The organism is Tuberibacillus calidus DSM 17572, assembly GCF_000430685.1.
Lineage (GTDB): Bacteria > Bacillota > Bacilli > Bacillales > Sporolactobacillaceae > Tuberibacillus > Tuberibacillus calidus.
This window is the reverse complement of record NZ_AUMM01000010.1, coordinates 41,174-58,933: the sequence shown is the minus strand read 5'-3', so window position 1 is coordinate 58,933 and position 17,760 is coordinate 41,174. Positions and strand designations below refer to the sequence as shown.

General features: G+C 46.2%; 20 protein-coding genes. 6 read left to right on the top strand and 14 right to left on the bottom strand.

Annotated elements, in window-relative coordinates:
• The first annotated feature begins 84 nt into the window (after window positions 1–84).
• Together H532_RS0103860 and H532_RS19430 are read left to right on the top strand one after the other, a co-directional pair.
• Window positions 85–405, top strand: a complete 321-nt coding sequence (locus tag H532_RS0103860) for a thioredoxin family protein (RefSeq protein ID WP_027724398.1) — start codon at window positions 85–87, stop codon at window positions 403–405.
• A gap of 836 nt (window positions 406–1,241) precedes the next feature.
• Window positions 1,242–1,571 (top strand): YolD-like family protein, encoded by a 330-nt coding sequence (locus H532_RS19430; protein ID WP_051263123.1) that lies wholly within the window; start codon window positions 1,242–1,244, stop codon window positions 1,569–1,571.
• Between the two features lie 46 nt (window positions 1,572–1,617).
• Here the strand turns inward: H532_RS19430 and H532_RS17760 are convergent, their stop codons facing one another.
• The 9 genes from H532_RS17760 to H532_RS0103800 all read right to left on the bottom strand — a co-directional run bounded on the left by H532_RS17760 (window position 1,618) and on the right by H532_RS0103800 (window position 8,826).
• On the bottom strand, window positions 1,618–2,178 hold the full coding sequence (locus H532_RS17760; RefSeq protein WP_051263122.1) for a small multi-drug export protein: 561 nt from the start codon (window positions 2,176–2,178) through the stop codon (window positions 1,618–1,620).
• A gap of 46 nt (window positions 2,179–2,224) precedes the next feature.
• On the bottom strand, window positions 2,225–2,542 hold the full coding sequence (locus tag H532_RS0103840; RefSeq protein ID WP_027724397.1) for a hypothetical protein: 318 nt from the start codon (window positions 2,540–2,542) through the stop codon (window positions 2,225–2,227).
• Window positions 2,523–3,131 carry a TetR/AcrR family transcriptional regulator gene (locus tag H532_RS0103835; protein ID WP_038111461.1) on the bottom strand — a complete coding sequence of 203 codons (609 nt, stop codon included), beginning with the start codon at window positions 3,129–3,131 and terminating at the stop codon, window positions 2,523–2,525. Before H532_RS0103835 ends, H532_RS0103840 begins: the two co-directional genes overlap by 20 nt.
• Before the next feature lie 236 nt (window positions 3,132–3,367).
• Window positions 3,368–4,624: a Y-family DNA polymerase gene (locus H532_RS0103825; RefSeq protein WP_027724395.1), complete on the bottom strand. Its 1,257-nt coding sequence runs from the start codon at window positions 4,622–4,624 to the stop codon at window positions 3,368–3,370.
• A gap of 124 nt (window positions 4,625–4,748) precedes the next feature.
• The gene (locus tag H532_RS0103820; protein WP_027724394.1) at window positions 4,749–5,405 is read right to left on the bottom strand and encodes a hypothetical protein; all 657 of its coding nucleotides are present in this window, start codon (window positions 5,403–5,405) and stop codon (window positions 4,749–4,751) included.
• A complete protein-coding gene (locus H532_RS0103815; RefSeq protein WP_027724393.1) occupies window positions 5,398–5,946 on the bottom strand; it encodes a sigma-70 family RNA polymerase sigma factor in 549 nt (182 codons plus the stop codon). Before H532_RS0103815 ends, H532_RS0103820 begins: the two co-directional genes overlap by 8 nt.
• A 325-nt stretch (window positions 5,947–6,271) precedes the next feature.
• On the bottom strand, window positions 6,272–7,030 hold the full coding sequence (locus H532_RS0103810) for an SDR family oxidoreductase (RefSeq protein ID WP_155994960.1): 759 nt from the start codon (window positions 7,028–7,030) through the stop codon (window positions 6,272–6,274).
• Between the two features lie 15 nt (window positions 7,031–7,045).
• Window positions 7,046–7,840, bottom strand: a complete 795-nt coding sequence (locus H532_RS0103805) for an SDR family NAD(P)-dependent oxidoreductase (RefSeq protein WP_027724391.1) — start codon at window positions 7,838–7,840, stop codon at window positions 7,046–7,048.
• Complete coding sequence (locus H532_RS0103800; protein ID WP_027724390.1) at window positions 7,837–8,826, bottom strand: MBL fold metallo-hydrolase; 990 nt, start codon at window positions 8,824–8,826, stop codon at window positions 7,837–7,839. The genes H532_RS0103805 and H532_RS0103800 overlap by 4 nt, the downstream gene beginning before the upstream one ends.
• Window positions 8,827–9,056: 230 nt before the next feature.
• Between H532_RS0103800 and H532_RS0103795 the strand changes: the two genes are divergently transcribed.
• Together H532_RS0103795 and namA are read left to right on the top strand one after the other, a co-directional pair.
• Window positions 9,057–9,791 carry a glycerophosphodiester phosphodiesterase gene (locus H532_RS0103795; RefSeq protein WP_038111477.1) on the top strand — a complete coding sequence of 245 codons (735 nt, stop codon included), beginning with the start codon at window positions 9,057–9,059 and terminating at the stop codon, window positions 9,789–9,791.
• Window positions 9,792–10,078: 287 nt separating this feature from the next.
• Window positions 10,079–11,098 carry an NADPH dehydrogenase NamA gene (gene namA / locus H532_RS0103790; RefSeq protein ID WP_027724388.1) on the top strand — a complete coding sequence of 340 codons (1,020 nt, stop codon included), beginning with the start codon at window positions 10,079–10,081 and terminating at the stop codon, window positions 11,096–11,098.
• A 51-nt stretch (window positions 11,099–11,149) separates the two neighbouring features.
• Here namA and rnz read toward each other — a convergent pair whose 3' ends face one another.
• Window positions 11,150–12,058 (bottom strand): ribonuclease Z, encoded by a 909-nt coding sequence (gene rnz / locus H532_RS0103785; RefSeq protein ID WP_027724387.1) that lies wholly within the window; start codon window positions 12,056–12,058, stop codon window positions 11,150–11,152.
• A gap of 128 nt (window positions 12,059–12,186) precedes the next feature.
• On the opposite strand from rnz, the gene H532_RS0103780 reads away from it, so the two are divergent.
• Window positions 12,187–12,786: a DedA family protein gene (locus tag H532_RS0103780; protein ID WP_027724386.1), complete on the top strand. Its 600-nt coding sequence runs from the start codon at window positions 12,187–12,189 to the stop codon at window positions 12,784–12,786.
• Here H532_RS0103780 and H532_RS17755 read toward each other — a convergent pair.
• The gene (locus H532_RS17755; protein WP_051263121.1) at window positions 12,731–13,558 is read right to left on the bottom strand and encodes a phosphatidylserine decarboxylase; all 828 of its coding nucleotides are present in this window, start codon (window positions 13,556–13,558) and stop codon (window positions 12,731–12,733) included. The genes H532_RS0103780 and H532_RS17755 overlap by 56 nt on opposite strands.
• Before the next feature lie 56 nt (window positions 13,559–13,614).
• Here H532_RS17755 and pssA point away from each other — a divergent pair, with 56 nt between their 5' ends.
• On the top strand, window positions 13,615–14,154 hold the full coding sequence (pssA, locus tag H532_RS0103770; RefSeq protein WP_027724385.1) for a CDP-diacylglycerol--serine O-phosphatidyltransferase: 540 nt from the start codon (window positions 13,615–13,617) through the stop codon (window positions 14,152–14,154).
• 202 nt (window positions 14,155–14,356) lie between these two features.
• Here pssA and H532_RS0103765 read toward each other — a convergent pair whose 3' ends face one another.
• Genes H532_RS0103765 through H532_RS0103755 form a run of 3 tightly spaced genes read right to left on the bottom strand, consistent with a single transcriptional unit; the run spans window position 14,357 to window position 17,686 of the window.
• Window positions 14,357–15,571 carry a hypothetical protein gene (locus H532_RS0103765; RefSeq protein ID WP_027724384.1) on the bottom strand — a complete coding sequence of 405 codons (1,215 nt, stop codon included), beginning with the start codon at window positions 15,569–15,571 and terminating at the stop codon, window positions 14,357–14,359.
• Window positions 15,561–16,748 (bottom strand): DUF58 domain-containing protein, encoded by a 1,188-nt coding sequence (locus H532_RS0103760; protein WP_027724383.1) that lies wholly within the window; start codon window positions 16,746–16,748, stop codon window positions 15,561–15,563. The genes H532_RS0103765 and H532_RS0103760 overlap by 11 nt, the downstream gene beginning before the upstream one ends.
• Complete coding sequence (locus H532_RS0103755; RefSeq protein ID WP_027724382.1) at window positions 16,745–17,686, bottom strand: AAA family ATPase; 942 nt, start codon at window positions 17,684–17,686, stop codon at window positions 16,745–16,747. The genes H532_RS0103760 and H532_RS0103755 overlap by 4 nt, the downstream gene beginning before the upstream one ends.
• Between the last annotated feature and the right edge of the window lie 74 nt (window positions 17,687–17,760).

The window sequence follows — 17,760 nt, the reverse complement described above, 5'->3', positions numbered from 1 at the left end:
CTTACCGCTTACGTTATAGGCAATTCATTTTCTATGAAATGAGCCATCTGCTATGATAAATAAAAAAGAGAAAAGGTGGTCACAATGAAGCCGATTCATTCACATGATGAGTTTGAAAAAATTATTTCCGGGCCGAAACGCGCGCTCATTACATTCAAAGCCGGTTGGTGCCCCGATTGTAAGCGATTGGATATGTTCATTAACCCGATTATAGAGGCTCATCCTGAATTCGATTGGTATGAAATCGACCGCGATCAATTCCCGGAACTTGCCGAAAAGTATCAGGTGATGGGCATTCCGAGCCTGCTCGTGTTTGACGGCGGTGAAAAAATCGCTCATCTGCACAGCGCCAACGCCAAAACACCGGAAGATGTTCAAAACTATTTGGCAAGCGTGGCTAAGTAGATTTTGCGTGATGAATGAAAAACCGGGCCTTCGCCCGGTCTTTTTAGATTTGAGGCATCAAAGCGGTTGAATGCTCCAATGAAAAGACCATGATGACCCATTTCTCACTTCAAAATGGTCAAAAGGATACAGATATTGGCAAAATAACCCTAGATCTAGCTTCGTTTTTCCAGTAAATTCAAGCTAAATGCCATTTCAAAAAAATTTCCGGCCCAAAATGGCAGATAGAACCTCTCTAAAGACCATTTCGAGCCTTTGTCCTTCTCAAATTGGCTTTTAGGATACAGATATTGGCAAAATAACCTTAGATCTAGTCCCGTTTTTCCAGTAAATTCAAGCTAAATGCCATTTCAAAAAAATTTTTAGCCCGAAATGGTTGATAGAACTTAAGCCAAGCCCTATGCCTTTAACAACACATCGTGAAAAAACAAGCCAACTGATGAGGCCAATTTTTTCACTACAAAAACTTGGCTCTGCCCAGCTCTTTTAGGCAGAACTTTAGTTGCCCTATGCTAGCTTGAAAATGATAGACTTTCTTACCAGTATAAAAGAAGGAGGCTCGTGCCTCCTTTTTTCTTTATGTGGACGGGCGATCCGGGCCTTCCAACTTTTTATCCCCGTATCCCGGCTGTTTTTCTTCCTGCCGTTTATTGCTCAACACCTTGTTCTGCTTTTTGTCCTCACGCCTTTGCGGCATGTGATCACCTCCGCCCCTATTTTTTTGCGTCTCCGTCGTTTTTATGTACGACGATATTTTCTTCAAATTTCCATTGAATAGTCTAGGGCTAAAGTCATATAATAAGAACAGATATTCCCATTTTATGAGGTGACCGAAAATGGTGTTTGACCGCGGGGCAATCAAATGGGCGTCACTCATGCTGCCTGAGCATGTGAAAGCATTAAGGGAATGGCGCGACAATGAAAAACAGCCAAAATCAGGTATCCCTCAATTAGATGAACAGCTTGGCGAAACGTTTGACCAAATTTTACAAGAAGCTGAGCGCACACACCGCCCTCTATCCGTTACATTTATCAAAGACGGAAGACCGGCTGTTGCTAGCGGCGTCGTTATAAAGCTTGATCCACTGGAAGAAGCGATCACGCTGCGCGGATCAGATGAAGCCAAACACCGCATCCCCACTCGCCAAATCATAAAAATCGAATAATACAAATGAGAGGCTGACCCGAGAGAGTCAGCCCCCTTTTTCTAGGCTATAAATGGAACAGGCTTTTAATTCCCGCACCGCCCATGGTTGCGGCGAACGCGGCGATCAAAGTGCCAAGGCTAATACTTGTCATAATTAAGGCCGGGCGAAACCTTAGCAAAATGCCGACCGCAATGCAGATAAAAACGCCGATGAAAGGTGCAAGCGGTGTCAAAATCCAGACGCCAAATTTTCCGTATTTTTTGCTGATGTCTTCGGCTTTGGTTAACTTACGACGCAGCCAATGCCATTTGCGCACGAGGGTGTTAAACCCTGTAATGATAATAGGCGCCAACCCTAAATGTCCTAACGATGCCACTAACGCCCCGACAACCGGATCGAAGCCGAGCGGGACAGAGGCTGCCGCACCAATCATCACTTCTAGCGGAATCGAGGTCAGCACAACGGAAAGGGTTTTCGGAAAACCGTTATCGAGTGTGCCAATTAAAAAGGCAAACGCAAAAAGCCCCGCCGTTCCGATAAATCCAATCATCATCCCGAAACGCTTCTGTCTTAATAAACGCATGCGCTTTTGCAAACGTTTTTCTCTTCCCAAAGATTTATTCACCGATTAACCATCCTTTAAACCACTTTATAAAAAACCCATTGGCTGCTTATGAACGGCTGTATTTTTCCCTGGCCCAACGATCCAACCGCTTGACATCCTTTTTTCCGACCGTTGCCCCATATATAATAAGCAGCAAAATGATGACCGTAAACACGTCCACACGGCGTGTCGCCAAAAAATTAATGACTCCAAGCGTCACTTGTGGAATGACACCGGTTACCACCGTTAATATTACGCCTATTTTAAACCAAAATGTTGAATTTAACCGATAGCGGGCATAAAGCATGAAAAAGGTGGAAGCCCACGCCAGTCCTTCAAGCCCGGCAAGAATCAGCCATTTATTCTCAACAATGATGGACGCCATTTGCTTTCCCCCTTGCCGAAATGCCACTCCAAAAAATTTTCCATGCACTTCCCATTTTAGCTTCGAAGTCTTGATCCTTATGGTAAAAAATTTGAATGAAAAAGCCGTCAATTAAACAGTGATAACTGAACAGTAAATCAGCCATCGGAAGCGCTCGGATTTCCCCGTTTGCCATGCCTTCTTCAAAAACGGCAACAAGGTCACGGTCCATCACTTTCTCGGTCAACCGCCATTCCGATCGCAGCGCTTCCGCCAGCTCGCCGGGAGGAAATAAGGCGGCCCGTTTGATTAATGCTGCATTCTCAGTGTGCTGTTTATAGTATAAGCCATGCCGTGATAAAATCCGGCGGAGTTTTTCCTCTGCCGTCATTGAGGCCGCAATCGGTGCCCCTTGTATAAAGGCGATGTAATCTTTTAGTCCTTCTTTAAAAACCGTCAAAAATAAATCGTCTTTACTTCCAAAATGGGCATAGAGGGATGGCTTTTTAATGCCAACGCCGCAAGCGATTTCCGAAAGCGCCGTGCCTTCATAACCTTTATGTGCAAATAGGCTTAAGGCCGCTTTCTTAATGTCTGTGACGGTTGACATGTTGCCCACCCCATCTACCTACCGTTCGTTAGTTTCATTATATTATAAAAATTGCCGAAACGTAAGCGAAACGCTTTGTTGGCGACTATAAAGAAACTTGGCTCTGCCAAGCCTTTTTAGGCCAAGGTAGAGCCTTCGTTGCCCTTTTGCTGGCCCGAAAAAATTTTTATCCTTTCTAACCAATATAAAAAACAGGCGGCGGTCTATGAGACCTTCGCCCGAAAAAACCAAAACACTTAAGCTTTATGCCCGCCGAGCAGCTTGCTCCGTTCGCGCGCGGTACCACCTTTAGTATAAGAAACGGCGCGAAGTAAGGACGTTGACCCATATTTTTCGCGAATCCGGTCCATCGCATAGCCCAAACGCCGCCGTTTTTCATAGCCGTCGTCAAACCATTCGAGTTGGACATTCGTATCATCGGTAACGTTTGACAATGTCACCGAAAGCTTGCGAACGGTTTGCCCCCGATAAAAAGTATCAAAAAGATCAAGGCAAGCGCGATAAATCTCCATTGTGACATTTGTCGAGCGCGCCATCGTTTTCGATCGATAAAATCCACCGCCATCGGTTTTGCTGTAACCAACGCCAAGGCTCACCGTCCGTCCCGCTTTCCGGTCTTGGCGCGCGCGCCGGGCCACCTCCTCACACATTTCGAGAAGCACATGCTGAATGTCCTTCTTATCATCGTAATCCCGAAGCAACACTTGGCCTTTACCATAACTGATTTGCCTTTCCATGTTTGGCGCTCCGATTTTAGATAAATCGACGCCCCAAGCGTGGTAATAAAGTTGGGTTCCCATCACTCCGAACCGCTTTTCAAGGATTTCCCGATCGTATTGGGCCAATTGGCCCACTGAGAGAATCCCCATGTGGTTTAATGTCCGCTCGAGCCGGGAAGCGATGCCCCACATTTTGCTCAAAGGCGTGACGGGCCAAAGCTTTTCAGGGACATCCGCATAATCCCATTCCGCTACACCTTTCTTCTTGGCTTCCAAGTCCAAGGCTAGCTTAGCCAGCAACATGTTGGGACCGATTCCGACCGCTGACGGCAGCCCGAATTGCTTATAAATTTCGCTGCGAATGCGCTCAGCCGCTTCTTTCGCCGGCCCCCAAAGCCGCTCTGTGCCGTCCAGTTGAATAAAACTTTCGTCAATGCTATAAGGATGGATGCATTCGAAGGGAACAAAGCGATTTAAAAGCCTGGTAATGGCTAGCGAGCGGTCTAAATAGTGAGACATGCGCGCATTAACGATGCGAATGCGTGGGTCTTTAGGCACTTCGAATAAGCGGTTCCCTGTCCGTATGCCAAATTCTTGTTTCATCTTCGGCGAGGCCGCAAGAATCACACTGCCTTCTCGTTCGGTATCGCTGACAACGACAAGATAGCACGTTAAAGGATCGAGCCCGAGTTCAACGGCTGCACAGCTCGCAAAAAAACTCTTCATATCAATGCATAAGATGCGGTGCCTCGGCAATTTCTCAACATGTATCATCCACATCACCCGAACACATATTCCCTTTTTATTATTTATTATATGCGAATATCCGTTCGAATATCCAGTGGAAATTTTTGGCGAAACAGCATAAAAAAAACCGCCTTAAGGCGGTGATTACTGTTTACGGATTGATCGGTTTGTATTTTTTAAAAATGAGATAGCTCTCACGCATTTTCCTACCGACCATGATCGTTCCTTTGGCGGCGATATATTCGGCAGGGTCTTTTCCGTGAATGGCATAAATCGGTCCCGGTCGCATGTTATTGGAATCGCCTGACCGCAGCTCTTGCCAAACCCCGGTCCGCTTGATGCGTCCGATTTCCTGTCCCAATTCGGAAGGATCTGCCGTTTGACCTGTTTTTCGGTAATAATAATGGTTGAAAATGATATATGTGAAAAGCGTTACAGGCGTATCATTTTTTTCATACTTAAAACCACTGTTATATTGGGGCGGGTCACTCGCATCCAAAATGCGCATCTGTTCCGTTTTGTCTTCTGCTTGATCTTTATTTTTTGGCGACAATGATTTTTCTTGAGGAGCGCGAGCCACCTTCGTATGACTGCTCAGATCATGAAGGGCAGGCCACAATAAGCTAATGGCTAGAGATAGACATAAAACGGCTGCTGCGCCTAAACCGATGCGGAATCGTTTTTTGCGCCTATCTTTCCGCATTCGGATGGCAAAAAGAATATTCTGTTTTTCTTCAGCACGAAGCGCACCGTTTCGCAATATGGTGCGATCCATACTTTCTTTCAGGTGCCTAAGCTTCTCATCCATGGGTTACACCTTCTTCATATAATTCGCGGAGCATCGCCTTTGCCCGCCGCAACCGGGTTTTAACCGTTGAGAGATTAATCTTCGTCAGTTGCTGAATCTCTTCTAACTTTAATTCTTCATAATAATACAATATGATGACTTCGCGATATTTGACGGGTAAGCGCATGACGGCTTGGCTCAATCGGACGTCGCCGATAGCATCCATAGCGCGCGCCTCGGCGGATAAATCGTAAACATCGGTATATGCTTTTAACTTTTTTAAAAGTTTATTAGGACGCAAGAAACGCGTTTTGATCGCGTCTTTGCTTTTGTTAATGGCAATTTTATAAATCCACGTTTTATAGGAAGACTCTCCCCGGAAACGAGGCAAATGATGGTAGACAGAAAGAAAAACTTCCTGCGTTACATCTTCCGCTAAAGCCCAATCTTTTACGTAAGTGTACGCTAGCTTCTTGACACTTTCTCCGTATTCGTCGAGAAGCTGTTCGATGAGAAGCTCCGGATCCGGATGTCCGTCCGTCCCGATCAGAGCTTTATCCATTCCCCCGGCCTCCCTCCGGTTCACTGCTATGTTGACGACAGCTTTGTTGAAATAGTTTCAAAGTGAACGGTCATGTTATGTCTATTTAACCATATTTTCAATCCAAATTTCCATTCGTCGCCAAAATGGGGTGCTTCAAATTGGTGTTGAAGGTTTATGATTGTTATCTAGTAAAAAAAACAAGTAAGCCTTCGTGAACCTATTTAAGAAACCAGGTATACGCCCGGTCTTTTTCTAGTTCGACACAGACCATACGGCTGATCTAAAGTCTTACACATATAAATAAAAAACTTAGGAGCAGGCAGGACGCCCACTCCTTTTCCTCTTATCCTCTTATAAAACCGCCTTCCGAATGGATCACTTGTCCGGTTATCCATTCCGCTTCTTCACTCGCCAAAAACCGGATGAGCCTTGCCGCATCCTCAGGTGTGCCGATGCGGCCGCGCGGAAAACGTTTGATCAATGCTTTTTGAATCTCCGGCGTCATCCAGCCAGTATCTGTTGGACCTGGGTTTACGGCTTTAACGGTAATCCCTTTATCTGCGACCTCAGCGGCAAGCGTCTTTGTGAGTGCTTCGGCACCGCCTTTCGTAACTGCATACGCCAATTCTCCCGGCATCGGTGCGAGCGATTGACCCGATGTGAGGTTAATGATTCTGCCACCTTTCTTTCCAGAAAAACGGCGGGCAAAAGTGGCGCTTAACAAAGCCGTTGCCCTTAGATTGACATAATAATGGTTGTCCAATTCTTCTGCCGTCAAGGTTTTATAATGAGTTTGAGTAGAATAGGCGGCATTATTCACCAGTACGCTTGGGAAACCGAAGCAGTTTTGAACGGCATCAAAAAGCTGTTCGGCGGCTTCAGCAGCGGATAAATCCCATTCCAGACTTTCGCAACGAACGCCTTTCTCCCGAAGAAGGGCTTTTAATTGATCCGGATCGCTTTTCTCTTGATGGATTTTTTCATCATACAACCCCCAATAGGTAAAAAAGATGTCAAATCCGGATTCCGCCAACTTCTGACAGATGGCTGCGCCGATGCCTTTTAACCGGCCGACCCCAGTGACAACAGCGATTTTATTCATCAGGCATCACCTGTCTTACTTTTTATTAATCCAACGTCCTAAAGCTTTTTCAACAAGTGTCGGAAAGACTTGATATAAACGAGCGCCTGCGCCCATGAAGAAAGGGAGATTGATTTCCCTGCGATTTTTGCCGATCGCCTCGACCACTTTGCGGGCGACATATTCGGGCTCGATCATCCAGCGGGCGACATTAGCTTGGTAGTTTCCTTCGGGATCGGCCATCTGAAAAAAGTTCGTCTTGACAGGCCCCGGATTAACGGTGGTAACTTTGACACCTTTTCCTGCAAGCTCCATTCGCAAGCCATTCGAAAAGCCGAGCACGGCGCTTTTTGTTGACGAATAAACGGATGACTTCGGCGTGGCCAGTTTTCCGGCTATGGAGGCAATATTAATGATATGCCCTTCCCCCTGTTGGAGCATCTTCGGAAGGATCATTCTCGTTAGCGCCATCATGCCGAGCACGTTCACCTCAAACATCCGCTTCATATCCTCGAGTTTAGCCTGCTCAAAATAATCAAAAATGCCAAAGCCCGCGTTATTGATAAGGACATGGATGGTCGGCCAATTGAGATTTATCTGTTCAAACGTTTCTTTGACGCCATGCAGGTCGCCTAAATCAAGCGTAAAAGGCTCGACGTTGACATCATATTGCATTTCGATTTCCGATTTTAAGCGAGCGAGTTTGTCCGTCGAACGGGCGAGGATGATGGTATTGGCTCCGCGTTTCGATACTTCGCGAACCATATGACGGCCGATGCCGCTGGAAGCCCCGGTGATAATGACCGTCCGGTTCTTCAAATTATACTTCACAAGCTTTCACCTGCTTTCTCATGAATTTCATAAATCCAGGCTCCATTTACATCTTCGACGGTGACGAGTCCTTCTACTTTTAACCAGTCTAAGTGACCTTGCACTTCCGATAAAACCAAATCCAATTGCCGTTGCCATCTATTTTTAAAAAGAGACATTCCGATTTCAAGCGCTGTCTTTGGGCCTTCTTTTATCAATTGTAAAATATCGTCGCGCCGCTTCTCTTGTTCATGCAGTTTATGGTGGATCAGTGATGCTTGAAAATCGTAAGCCTTGCCGTGTCCCGGCAGCACCTTTCGAATCGGAAGCGTTAAGCATTTTTTTAACGAATCGCGATATTGAAGCAATGTATAAGGCACAGCATCCGTGTCGCAATATGGCGGCTCAAGGATCGCATTGGACGAGATCGTCTCGAGGAGGACGTCCCCTCCGATAAAAACACCATCATCGCGCAGTAAACCGATATGGCTCTGCGCGTGACCAGGTGTATAAAAGACCTGCCACTCCTCAAATCCGGGAATCCGGTCTCCTTCGTCAAGCTTCGCATGCAGTTGCCCTGTACCGCCGTATATAAGATATTCGTCAATGGTTGGCGAATCGTTCAGAAATTCTTTAGGCACGCCCATTCGTACGGAAAGAGACCGAAAATAATTTCTATAGCGCTCGGCAAAATGCACGTCTCTCGTTAACCATGGCCATAAGCGCCAATGTCCGTAAATCGGTTGATCGTTTTTCAAATAGCTGATTAAACCGGTATGGTCGGGATGATGATGCGTTAAGACAACGGCTTCTAATTGATTCGGATTTAACCCGAGTTCTCGCCACCCTGCCTCTAACATTTGCCAGGCTTCCTCTGTTTTTGGCCCGGCATCCACCATCATCGCTCGGTTTCCGTCTACAACGATAAAAATGTTAACAGGGCCGATGGCAAACGGCGTCGGAACGGTCAAGCAATAGACGCCATCGGCAACCTTAATGGGTTTCATCCGTGATCCTCCCATCGATGTCTTGTTCGTGTATTTATGCAAATAAATCGAATATTAGCGACTATGATTATTGTACCAATGTTTTCATATGATGGGTAACGAAATTTAAAGCATGGCCTAAAATCCATCGGCACTTTTCGAAAACATGGTCAACACCGCCCGTGATTCATATGATATAGTGGCCGTATCATGTAAAATGAGATAAAGAAAGGAAACGGAGTGTGGGTTTTTTGGCAACAAAAATCATAGCGCACCGAGGAGCGAGTAGCAAATATCCGGAAAACACCATGTTCGCCTATAAGCAAGCCCTTAAAGACGGGGCGGATGCCATTGAACTGGACATTCATTTAAGTCGAGATAAAATTCCTGTCGTGATTCATGACGAAACTGTCGATCGGACGACTGACGGTTATGGTTTTGTCAAAGATTACAGCGTTTCAGAGCTAAAAAAACTGAGCGCAGGACATTGGAAAGGCTGGAAATTTCGCAAGGCAGAAATACCGACACTTGAGGAAGTGCTTGAGTGGATCCAACCGACACCGCTTCATTTAGTGATTGAACTCAAAAACAACCTGTTCCCTTATAAAGGGATGGAAGAAATCATGCTCGAACTCATCGATAAATACCGCATGATGGAACGGACGATTTTTTCATCATTCAATCATGACAGCTTATTAAAAATTAAGCGGTTAAATCATAACGCCGAAACCGCCCCCTTATACAGTAAACCGATTCCGGACCCGGTCCGCTACGCCCGTTCGATCAGCGCATCCGGTTTACATCCGTATTACCGCATTACAACCGAACAATTAGTGCGCACGTTGCACAAGAATGGTTTGAAGATCCGCCCGTATACCGTCAACAGTCCGCATTTTATGGCCATACTTTTTCGCTGGGGGGTAGACGCCGTCATCACAGATGAACCGGCACAAGCCGCTAAACTCAGGAAGATTAAAATGAAGTAAAACAGGAAATACAAAAGGAAGGCGGAGTCCGCCGGAGAGGCTCTCGCCTTTTTTGTACTAGTAAGAAATTCGAGCGGGCATAAGGGTTACTAAGGGGCTACATTCGCCAAAAGGCTTGATTGAGTAAGAAAATATATCATTGTTTAAGCAAGCATACCCCAAAAGGCTTCGCAGAGGGAAGTTTCATTATAGGCTTTGAGCATTTTTTCCTGATGCAGTCGCTCGTTATGTTACAATCCAAAGAGAAACAAAGATATTTACCCATGAAGAAAGGTTGTGACTGCAGCATGGCTAAAGCGCTTTTTACCCCACTGACCATTAAAAACGTCACGTTGAAAAACCGCATCGTCATGTCGCCGATGTGCATGTACTCCTGCTTCGATGAAGACGGGAAAGTAACGGATTTTCACCTCACGCATTATACAAGCCGAGCGGTCGGTCAAGTCGGCTTAGTCATCGTCGAAGCGACTGCCGTCACCAAACAAGGGCGGATCTCGGTTCATGACCTCGGCATCTGGAGCGATGAACATATCGATGGACTTAAAAAATTAGTGGAACTCAATCACGCTTATGGCAGTAAGATTGGCATTCAACTCGGTCATGCGGGAAGAAAGGCCGATATCCCTGAAGCCATCATCGCCCCAAGCGCCATCGCCTTTCCCGGAATGAAAACGCCAGAAGCGATGACGGTTGAAGCCATCCATGATGTGGTCGACGCTTTTCGGCAAGCGGCCCGGCGCGCGAAATGGGCTGGTTTTGATATCGTCGAAATCCACGCCGCCCATGGGTACTTAATCAATCAATTCCTTTCCCCGCTTACCAATCAGCGGGATGACGATTACGGCGGCGATCGCGACAGGCGCTACCGGCTTCTTTCAGAGGTCATTGAAGCGGTGAAGACGGAATTTGACGGCCCACTTTTCGTCCGCATCTCTGCCAATGATTACATAGAAGGCGGAAATACCCCTGAAGATTATGTCTACTATGCGAAAAAAATGAAAAGCCAAGGGGTGGACCTCATCGATTGCAGTTCCGGCGCCGTCGTTCCTGCTTCAATTGATGCGTTCCCCGGCTACCAAGTGCCTTATGCCGATAAAATTCGCAATGAAGCCGGAATCATGACTGGTGCCGTCGGCTTAATCCTGAACGCCGTACAAGCCGAGGAAATCTTGAAAAATGGCAGAGCCGATGTCGTTTTGCTCGCCCGTGAGTTGCTCCGAGATCCCTATTGGCCGTACCGCGCAGCCAAAGAGTTAAGAACGACCATCGAAGCTCCCGTTCAGTACAAACGGGGATGGGATGCCTAAAAACCAAAACGGGATGCCTTGAGCACCCCGTTTTGCTTTATCGAAAGGCGACTAGAAGGAAAACGACCAAAAATCCTCCGCAATTACTGTGTTGGGAAATACCGCGGTCGCCTCTTCCAATAAGGGTTCTTTCTCCCTATACCGTGAGCTAATATGCGTCAAAATCAGTTTCCCGACACCGGCTTTCCTGGCAATTTCCGCGGCTTGCCTAGCTGTACTGTGTCCGAAGGCATTGGCCCCTTCTTCCCGATCTTGCGTAAAGGTCGCCTCATGGACGAGCACGTCGGCGTTTTTTGCCAATTCAATCGCTTGCGGTGTGGGGCGGGTATCGGAAATAACCGTTAATACCCGACCCTTTTTGGGTGGACCAATATAGTCGGTCGTGTTAACCGTCCGGCCATCGGGTAAAACAACCGACGGTGCTTCTTTAAACCGTTTGTAAATCGGTCCAGGTGCGATCCCCAATTCCGTTTGAATTTTATCCACAAGCAAAGCGCCAGGTTTATCCGCTTCGACAATGCGAAAACCGAAAGAGCAGACAACATGATCGAGAGGAGCCGCTGAGACCGACAAATTCTGTTCACAAACGACTTGACCGCTTTTTACCTCCACAACCTCGAGCGGATACGTTAAATGCGTATGGGATAGTTTTAACGTCCATTCTACAAAATCCTTTAACCCCTCTGGGCCGTAAAGTTGTAAAAGGCTCTCTCCTTGTTGCGAACGGCTGGCGAGTAAACCTGGAAGCCCGAAAATGTGATCCCCATGGAGATGACTGATAAATATTTTCGTCAATTTGGACAGTTTAATATTTGTCCTGAGGATTTGATGTTGGGTGGCCTCTCCGCAGTCAAAAAGCCAAACGTCACCATTATATTCTGGCATCATCAAAGCGAGCGCTGAGACATTGCGAGGTTTGGACGGCATGCCGGCACCCGTTCCTAAAAAAATCAATTCCATAGATTGTAACCTGCCTATTAATAAATTATCATTACTCCGAATGCTAGAAAAAGTTTTACGCCCCCCCACCATTTTGGTATGATTTAAGAGGTTATAAACATCCGGCGACAAAGGAAGGTCGTTTTGGCATGGCGCATTGGCATCATTATATCGAGCATTTTGGTTATATTGGTTTATTTTTCGTTCTCCTCTTCGGCATCATCGGTCTTCCCGTACCGGATGAAGTCTTATTGACTTATGTGGGATACAATGTCTCCCTTGGCCGAATGTCCTACGTTTTATCTGTTCTCATCGCATTGGCCGGGGCAACGTGCGGCATTACGATCAGTTATCTTGCTGGTGCAACATTCGGAGAACCGGTCTTACGGCGAATCGGACCGAAAATCGGTATAAAAGAAAAAACCGTCACCCGCACTTATCAATCTTTTAAAGACATCGGTGGCCCCATTCTGTTCTTGGGATATTTTATCCCCGGTGTCAGGCATGTGACAGCCTATATCGCTGGTATTTTGAACTATTCCTTTAAACGTTTCACCGTGTTCGCTTATACCGGAGCGCTCATCTGGGTCGTCACATTTATTACCATAGGGCGGCTGTTTGGCCTCCAAGGTTTAAAGATGATGCATTATTTCGCTCAACATCTCTGGATCATCGTCCCATGTATGGTTTTGTTTAGCCTCGGCTTTTGGTACATCCGCCACCGCAAGAAAGAGGAACAAACGCCGTAAAACAACCAAGTGGTTCCCCATATCGCAGGCTCTTTCCCTCCACCAGTGTCTGGACATATCGAAAATCTGCCGTCTCGGTGAAAAGAATCACGGTGGAGCCGAAAGAAAAATAACCGATTTCCTCACCTTTTGTTAGAACAGAGGTGGCATGCGTCAAATGGATGGAGTTCACGTTTAATGCGCCGATTTTAATCACGGCGATGTTCCCATACGGGGTCGCCATTTCGGATATTAAACGGTAATTTTTAGAAAAAGGATGCCCGCCATATTTCATACCAAGGCGATTGACGGGATAAGAGGTACGCCCGAGATGCCATTGCTCCAAAATAGCGCCGTTTGCCGGGCTGTGAATCCGATGATAATGACCAGGCGATAAATAAAGCACAAAATAATGCCCGTTTTGATAACGATGCTCTGCATCCTCCTTTCCGAGGACATCCCTGAGCCGGTACAGATCCCCTTTCACAAGAAACGTGCTGTCTTGTGTGATACGCCCGTAAGCGCTGAGGATGCCGTCCACCGGACTGACCAACGCGTTCGGTCGCGGGTCAATTGGCCGGATGCCCGGCTTTAATTTCCTGACGAATAAGGATTGTAAACTCTTATATTCATGAAGGCTGCTTTCGGCTTCTTCCATCTTTACGGCAAACGTTTTAACAAACAACCGATTTAAAAATGCGCTTCCACGCGATTCGGCGATGAATCGCAAACAGCGTGAGGATAAAGGATTTCCAGTTAATTCTACTAATAATTTAAAAAATAACTTGAGCAACCCATATTCCTCCCGTATGATAGATATATAGTGGTCCGCTTAGGAGTGATTGATTTATGTTGCTTTCTGACCGCATGGATCAAACCAAAAAACAAGTTAGAGCACAAAGCGCAAACATGATGACGTTATTCAATCTTACACTCGGAATTTTAGCGATTCTTCTTATTCTAAACCATCATGCCCATATGAGCTTGCTTATGATTTTCCTTGCCTGTTTAGTAGACCGCTTTGATGGCGGCATCGCTCGGAAACTCAATGTTACTTCGGACTTCGGCAAGGAATTGGATTCACTTTGCGACTTGATCTCGTTTGGCGTCGCTCCTGCCCTATTATTGTATCAAAGTCTTTTCATCCACTATAATGTTTTTGGCATTTTTGTCACCATAATCTATATTTTGTGTGGCGCTATCCGACTCGCCCGCTATAACATCACGGAATTTGACGGTAGTTTTCACGGATTACCCATCACTGTCGCCGGTTGTTTGCTTACTTTAAGCTATCTCGCCATTTCCCATATTCCTGGCCTGGCTATCTGCAGCTTTTCTATTCTTCTATCATCCATGATGGTCAGCAACTTCCGCATCAAAAAAATGTAGGATTCACATTCCTAATAAGAGAAAAAAATAAAAGAAAGAGGGTTAAGCGAAGAGCCATCATAGGCTGTACCTTCGCTTGACCCCTTTGTTTATTCTAGTAAGAAAATCGATGATTTTTCAAGCGAGCATATGGGCAACTAAAATCTGCCTTCTCCCAAAAGGCTTCGTAGAGCTGAGTTTCTTTAGCAGAGCTACGGCTTGCTTATTTTTTACTTTTTCGGATTCTATCCGCAAGCGACAGCACCGCTCTTTTATAAGATGCAAAGTCTTCTTCTTTTACCACCTTCTTACCGTAGCGGACGCGTTCATAGATGGTGCGAATCAACGTTTTTTCCGTTTGTTCCAACGGGAGTCGACTTAACCATTCGCTGACGGTTTCATGGGCGTTTCTGCCCTCATCAGTTTGACCTAACTTTCTCTCGAGCCGATACATTTCCAAGCGAACGCGGTCTTTCGGAGGTTTGCGCCTTCGTTTGCGGCTTTCTGCACCAACGGGGGGCTGCCATTGACTTGTGTGAGGCGCTTGTGTGACGGTGCCTTCGTTGATCTTCCGCTGATCGATGCTCCAATATTTTCTTAAAGAGATGAAAATCACAGCACTAACAATGACAACGAGAAAGAAGGCGATCCAAAAAGTGGGGAAAGACCAGTGATGGATGGTATCCTGCCATTGATGCCGCGCCTCATAATTGTCCTTCCTCGCTTGCTGTACCTTCTCCCATGCTTTATTAATACGATCTCCCCTTTTGCTTAAAATCAAACGTCCGATGGCTTGCACAGCATTAAAAAGGCCATAAGCTGCCACGCCGACTAAGTAAGTGAAAGCTTTAAACAGGGTTGGAACAATGAGCGCAAGTAAACCCGCCGCCGCGATAAGACCTGTTAGCGTTAAACCGTAAGATCCCGCCAATTTTTTAATAACATGGCCGTCCTTGATGGTCCGGATAAAGTGAAGGCTAACCGCAAGCGCTGTTTGGCATAAAAAGACGAGAAAAAACCCCGATTCATATAGAAAGTGCCGGTTAAAAAGGCCGAATAGGATAAGATAAAAGAAAATAACCGCGCAAGTGGCTAAATAAACCATCCAAAGATTTTCCGCTGTCTCGCCCGTTAGAGCACAATAGAGCCTCCAAAATAAAAGCATCGCACAACAAAACGATAGAATCATTGGAAGATGAAGCATTATCCCTAACCCGGCCACGGCAAGTGCCACGATAAAATACGGCCAATAATACCGCCACTTTAAACGAAAGAAGAATATAGAAAACGCGATGCATGTCATGACAAATTGACATCCGAACGACTTTATAAACAACCATGGGTGGCTTCCGCCAAACGGTACGCAGGCCGCGTAGATTACTAAACCTTCCATCAAAGCAGAGAGCGCTACCTCTATTGTTTTCGTTTTACGTAGCAAGGCGTTCACCACCTGCTGAAATCGGTATGATCATGCCTTCGGGGTCGATAAAATAAAGCGCATGTCCATTCCTCAACCATTTTTGATAAAAACGGGAGGGGGCGGTTTGTCTAACTTGATCAATAATGAGGATGACGCGGCGTTCCCGAAAAGTCCGGTCCATTTCTCTCAACGCTTCAAGCGGCAACGTTTTAATCTGAACAGGTTGGATAAGCGCAAGAAACTCCATCGCTTTGATGACATGATGACGGTCACATCCGGCCTCCAAGTGATGAAAGAGTGAGCGGCCCATCGGCTTCGTATTAATAAAGATTTCCGTGTCAATACCGCGTTGAGAGGCCTCATGACAAAGCGTTGCGACATAGGACAACTGATTTTCCAATTCAAGACGGGCGGCTTTTGTTAACTCTTTACTGAGCAAAATCACGAATGTCCAAGTCATGCCCACCGTTTTTTCAAAAATCTTGGTTTGCAATTGCCCTGTCCTGGCACTCGCCTTCCAGTGAACATGTTTTAACGGATCACTCGGTAAATATTCGCGCGTACCGATGGGGCTTGTGACATCTTGAAAAAGGGATGTGGGATGCGGATGATCACCTTCAATCGGAAGCTTGAGCGTCTCACTACCTCTTACCGGCTTTTGCTCTGGGTAGATAACGACCTCTTTTCGAATAAAATCTTGGCTTAATGTCAGTGATAAAAGATGCATCGGATCATATAATTTCACCTTTAAATTTTTCACTTTGGCAACCCCACGTGTCAGCGCTTCAATGGGTAAGGAAAAGCTTTGATTATTACTTGCTTTTAAAGAAATTTCAAATTGATATTGTTTTCCAATCCATTTTTTTACTCCACCGATATGAACATGGTCATCGACCGCCAATTCGACCGTGGCAAAGACTACGGGGAGTTTCGCATGATTAGCAAAACTGAGCCGTAATTCTCCGCTTGACCCTCGCGCTAAATACACTTTCTCTTTCTCATTTTCAAAAGAAAAATGTTTCGAGATATAGTTTAAATACCAGCGGGGATACAAACCGAAGACGAGCAGAAGGCATGAGGCAAAAAACAACATGCCATTAGTAAAAAGGAGACTGATGACACCCGTGACAGCCCCAAAGATCGTAAACAGCTCGACAATGGTTGTAGAACCACGACGGATGGACCATGGCATCATTCATTCGCTCCCGCTTCCACAGGCACTTCAACAGTTTCCAATATATTTAGCACACATTGCCGTTTCGTCGTGCGCATTTCCCCTTCCATAGTCAAGACTAAGCGATGGGCAAGAAGGTAAGGCACAAGCACCTTCACATCATCCGGCGTCACGTAATCCCGATCGTGAAGATACGCCCGGGCTTGTGCCGCCCGCATCAAAGCGAGCGTACCGCGTGGGCTGACCCCGTTTTCCACATATTCATGTTGGCGACTCGCATGGACGATATGGAGCAGATAGTTTTCAACGTCTTCTGACATGGCGATGTGAGAGGCTTCCTCCTGCATCTGAAGGATATCCTCGGGTTCAAGCACTGGTTTTAGTTCGCGAAGGGGGTCATTCCCCCGATGCAAGTGCATCATTTGTTTTTCCTGCTCAAACGACGGATAGCCGACGGGTATTTGCATAAAAAAGCGGTCCATTTGCGCTTCAGGAAGCGGAAACGTCCCCTGCTGCTCAATGGGGTTCTGTGTCGCCACAACCATAAATGGTGGTTGGATAACCTGCGTCTTACCTTCGATGGTCACTTGTCGCTCTTCCATCACTTCAAGAAGGGCTGCTTGCGTTCGCGGTGTCGCCCGGTTGATTTCATCAGTCAGTAAAATATTGGTCATTACTGGACCGAGTTTGGTTTCAAAATTTTGCGTTTTAGGGTTATAAAACTGGATGCCCGTAATATCGCTCGGTAAAACATCTGGCGTTAATTGAATGCGTTTAAATGTCCCGTCGATCGATTTCGCCAAGGCTTTCGCGAGCATGGTTTTACCGGTGCCCGGTACATCCTCAAGAAGTACATGGCCACCGCCAACTAGCGCAATCATCAACAGTTCCGCGACTTGCTCTTTTCCAACCAATACTTTACCAATATTTCGCTGGATGCGCGTCAATGCCTCTTTCAAAGCCGTACCCCCTGTTCAGTATTTTATCTTTTGTCCATAATAACATAATTTTTCTGCAAATTCCCTATTTTTTA

Excerpts from the sequence above, each read along its gene's own strand:
- rnz (WP_027724387.1), bottom strand. The coding sequence starts at position 12,058 with ATGGAATTGATTTTTTTAGGAACGGGTGCCGGCATGCCGTCCAAACCT.
- namA (WP_027724388.1), top strand. The coding sequence starts at position 10,079 with ATGGCTAAAGCGCTTTTTACCCCACTGACCATTAAAAACGTCACGTTG.
- H532_RS0103800 (WP_027724390.1), bottom strand. The coding sequence starts at position 8,826 with ATGAAACCCATTAAGGTTGCCGATGGCGTCTATTGCTTGACCGTTCCG.
- H532_RS0103825 (WP_027724395.1), bottom strand. The coding sequence starts at position 4,624 with ATGATACATGTTGAGAAATTGCCGAGGCACCGCATCTTATGCATTGAT.
- pssA (WP_027724385.1), top strand. The coding sequence starts at position 13,615 with ATGTTGCTTTCTGACCGCATGGATCAAACCAAAAAACAAGTTAGAGCA.
- H532_RS0103820 (WP_027724394.1), bottom strand. The coding sequence starts at position 5,405 with ATGGATGAGAAGCTTAGGCACCTGAAAGAAAGTATGGATCGCACCATA.
- H532_RS0103780 (WP_027724386.1), top strand. The coding sequence starts at position 12,187 with ATGGCGCATTGGCATCATTATATCGAGCATTTTGGTTATATTGGTTTA.
- H532_RS0103840 (WP_027724397.1), bottom strand. The coding sequence starts at position 2,542 with ATGGCGTCCATCATTGTTGAGAATAAATGGCTGATTCTTGCCGGGCTT.
- H532_RS0103860 (WP_027724398.1), top strand. The coding sequence starts at position 85 with ATGAAGCCGATTCATTCACATGATGAGTTTGAAAAAATTATTTCCGGG.
- H532_RS19430 (WP_051263123.1), top strand. The coding sequence starts at position 1,242 with ATGGTGTTTGACCGCGGGGCAATCAAATGGGCGTCACTCATGCTGCCT.
- H532_RS0103810 (WP_155994960.1), bottom strand. The coding sequence starts at position 7,030 with ATGAATAAAATCGCTGTTGTCACTGGGGTCGGCCGGTTAAAAGGCATC.
- H532_RS0103760 (WP_027724383.1), bottom strand. The coding sequence starts at position 16,748 with ATGATGCCATGGTCCATCCGTCGTGGTTCTACAACCATTGTCGAGCTG.
- H532_RS0103815 (WP_027724393.1), bottom strand. The coding sequence starts at position 5,946 with ATGGATAAAGCTCTGATCGGGACGGACGGACATCCGGATCCGGAGCTT.
- H532_RS0103835 (WP_038111461.1), bottom strand. The coding sequence starts at position 3,131 with ATGTCAACCGTCACAGACATTAAGAAAGCGGCCTTAAGCCTATTTGCA.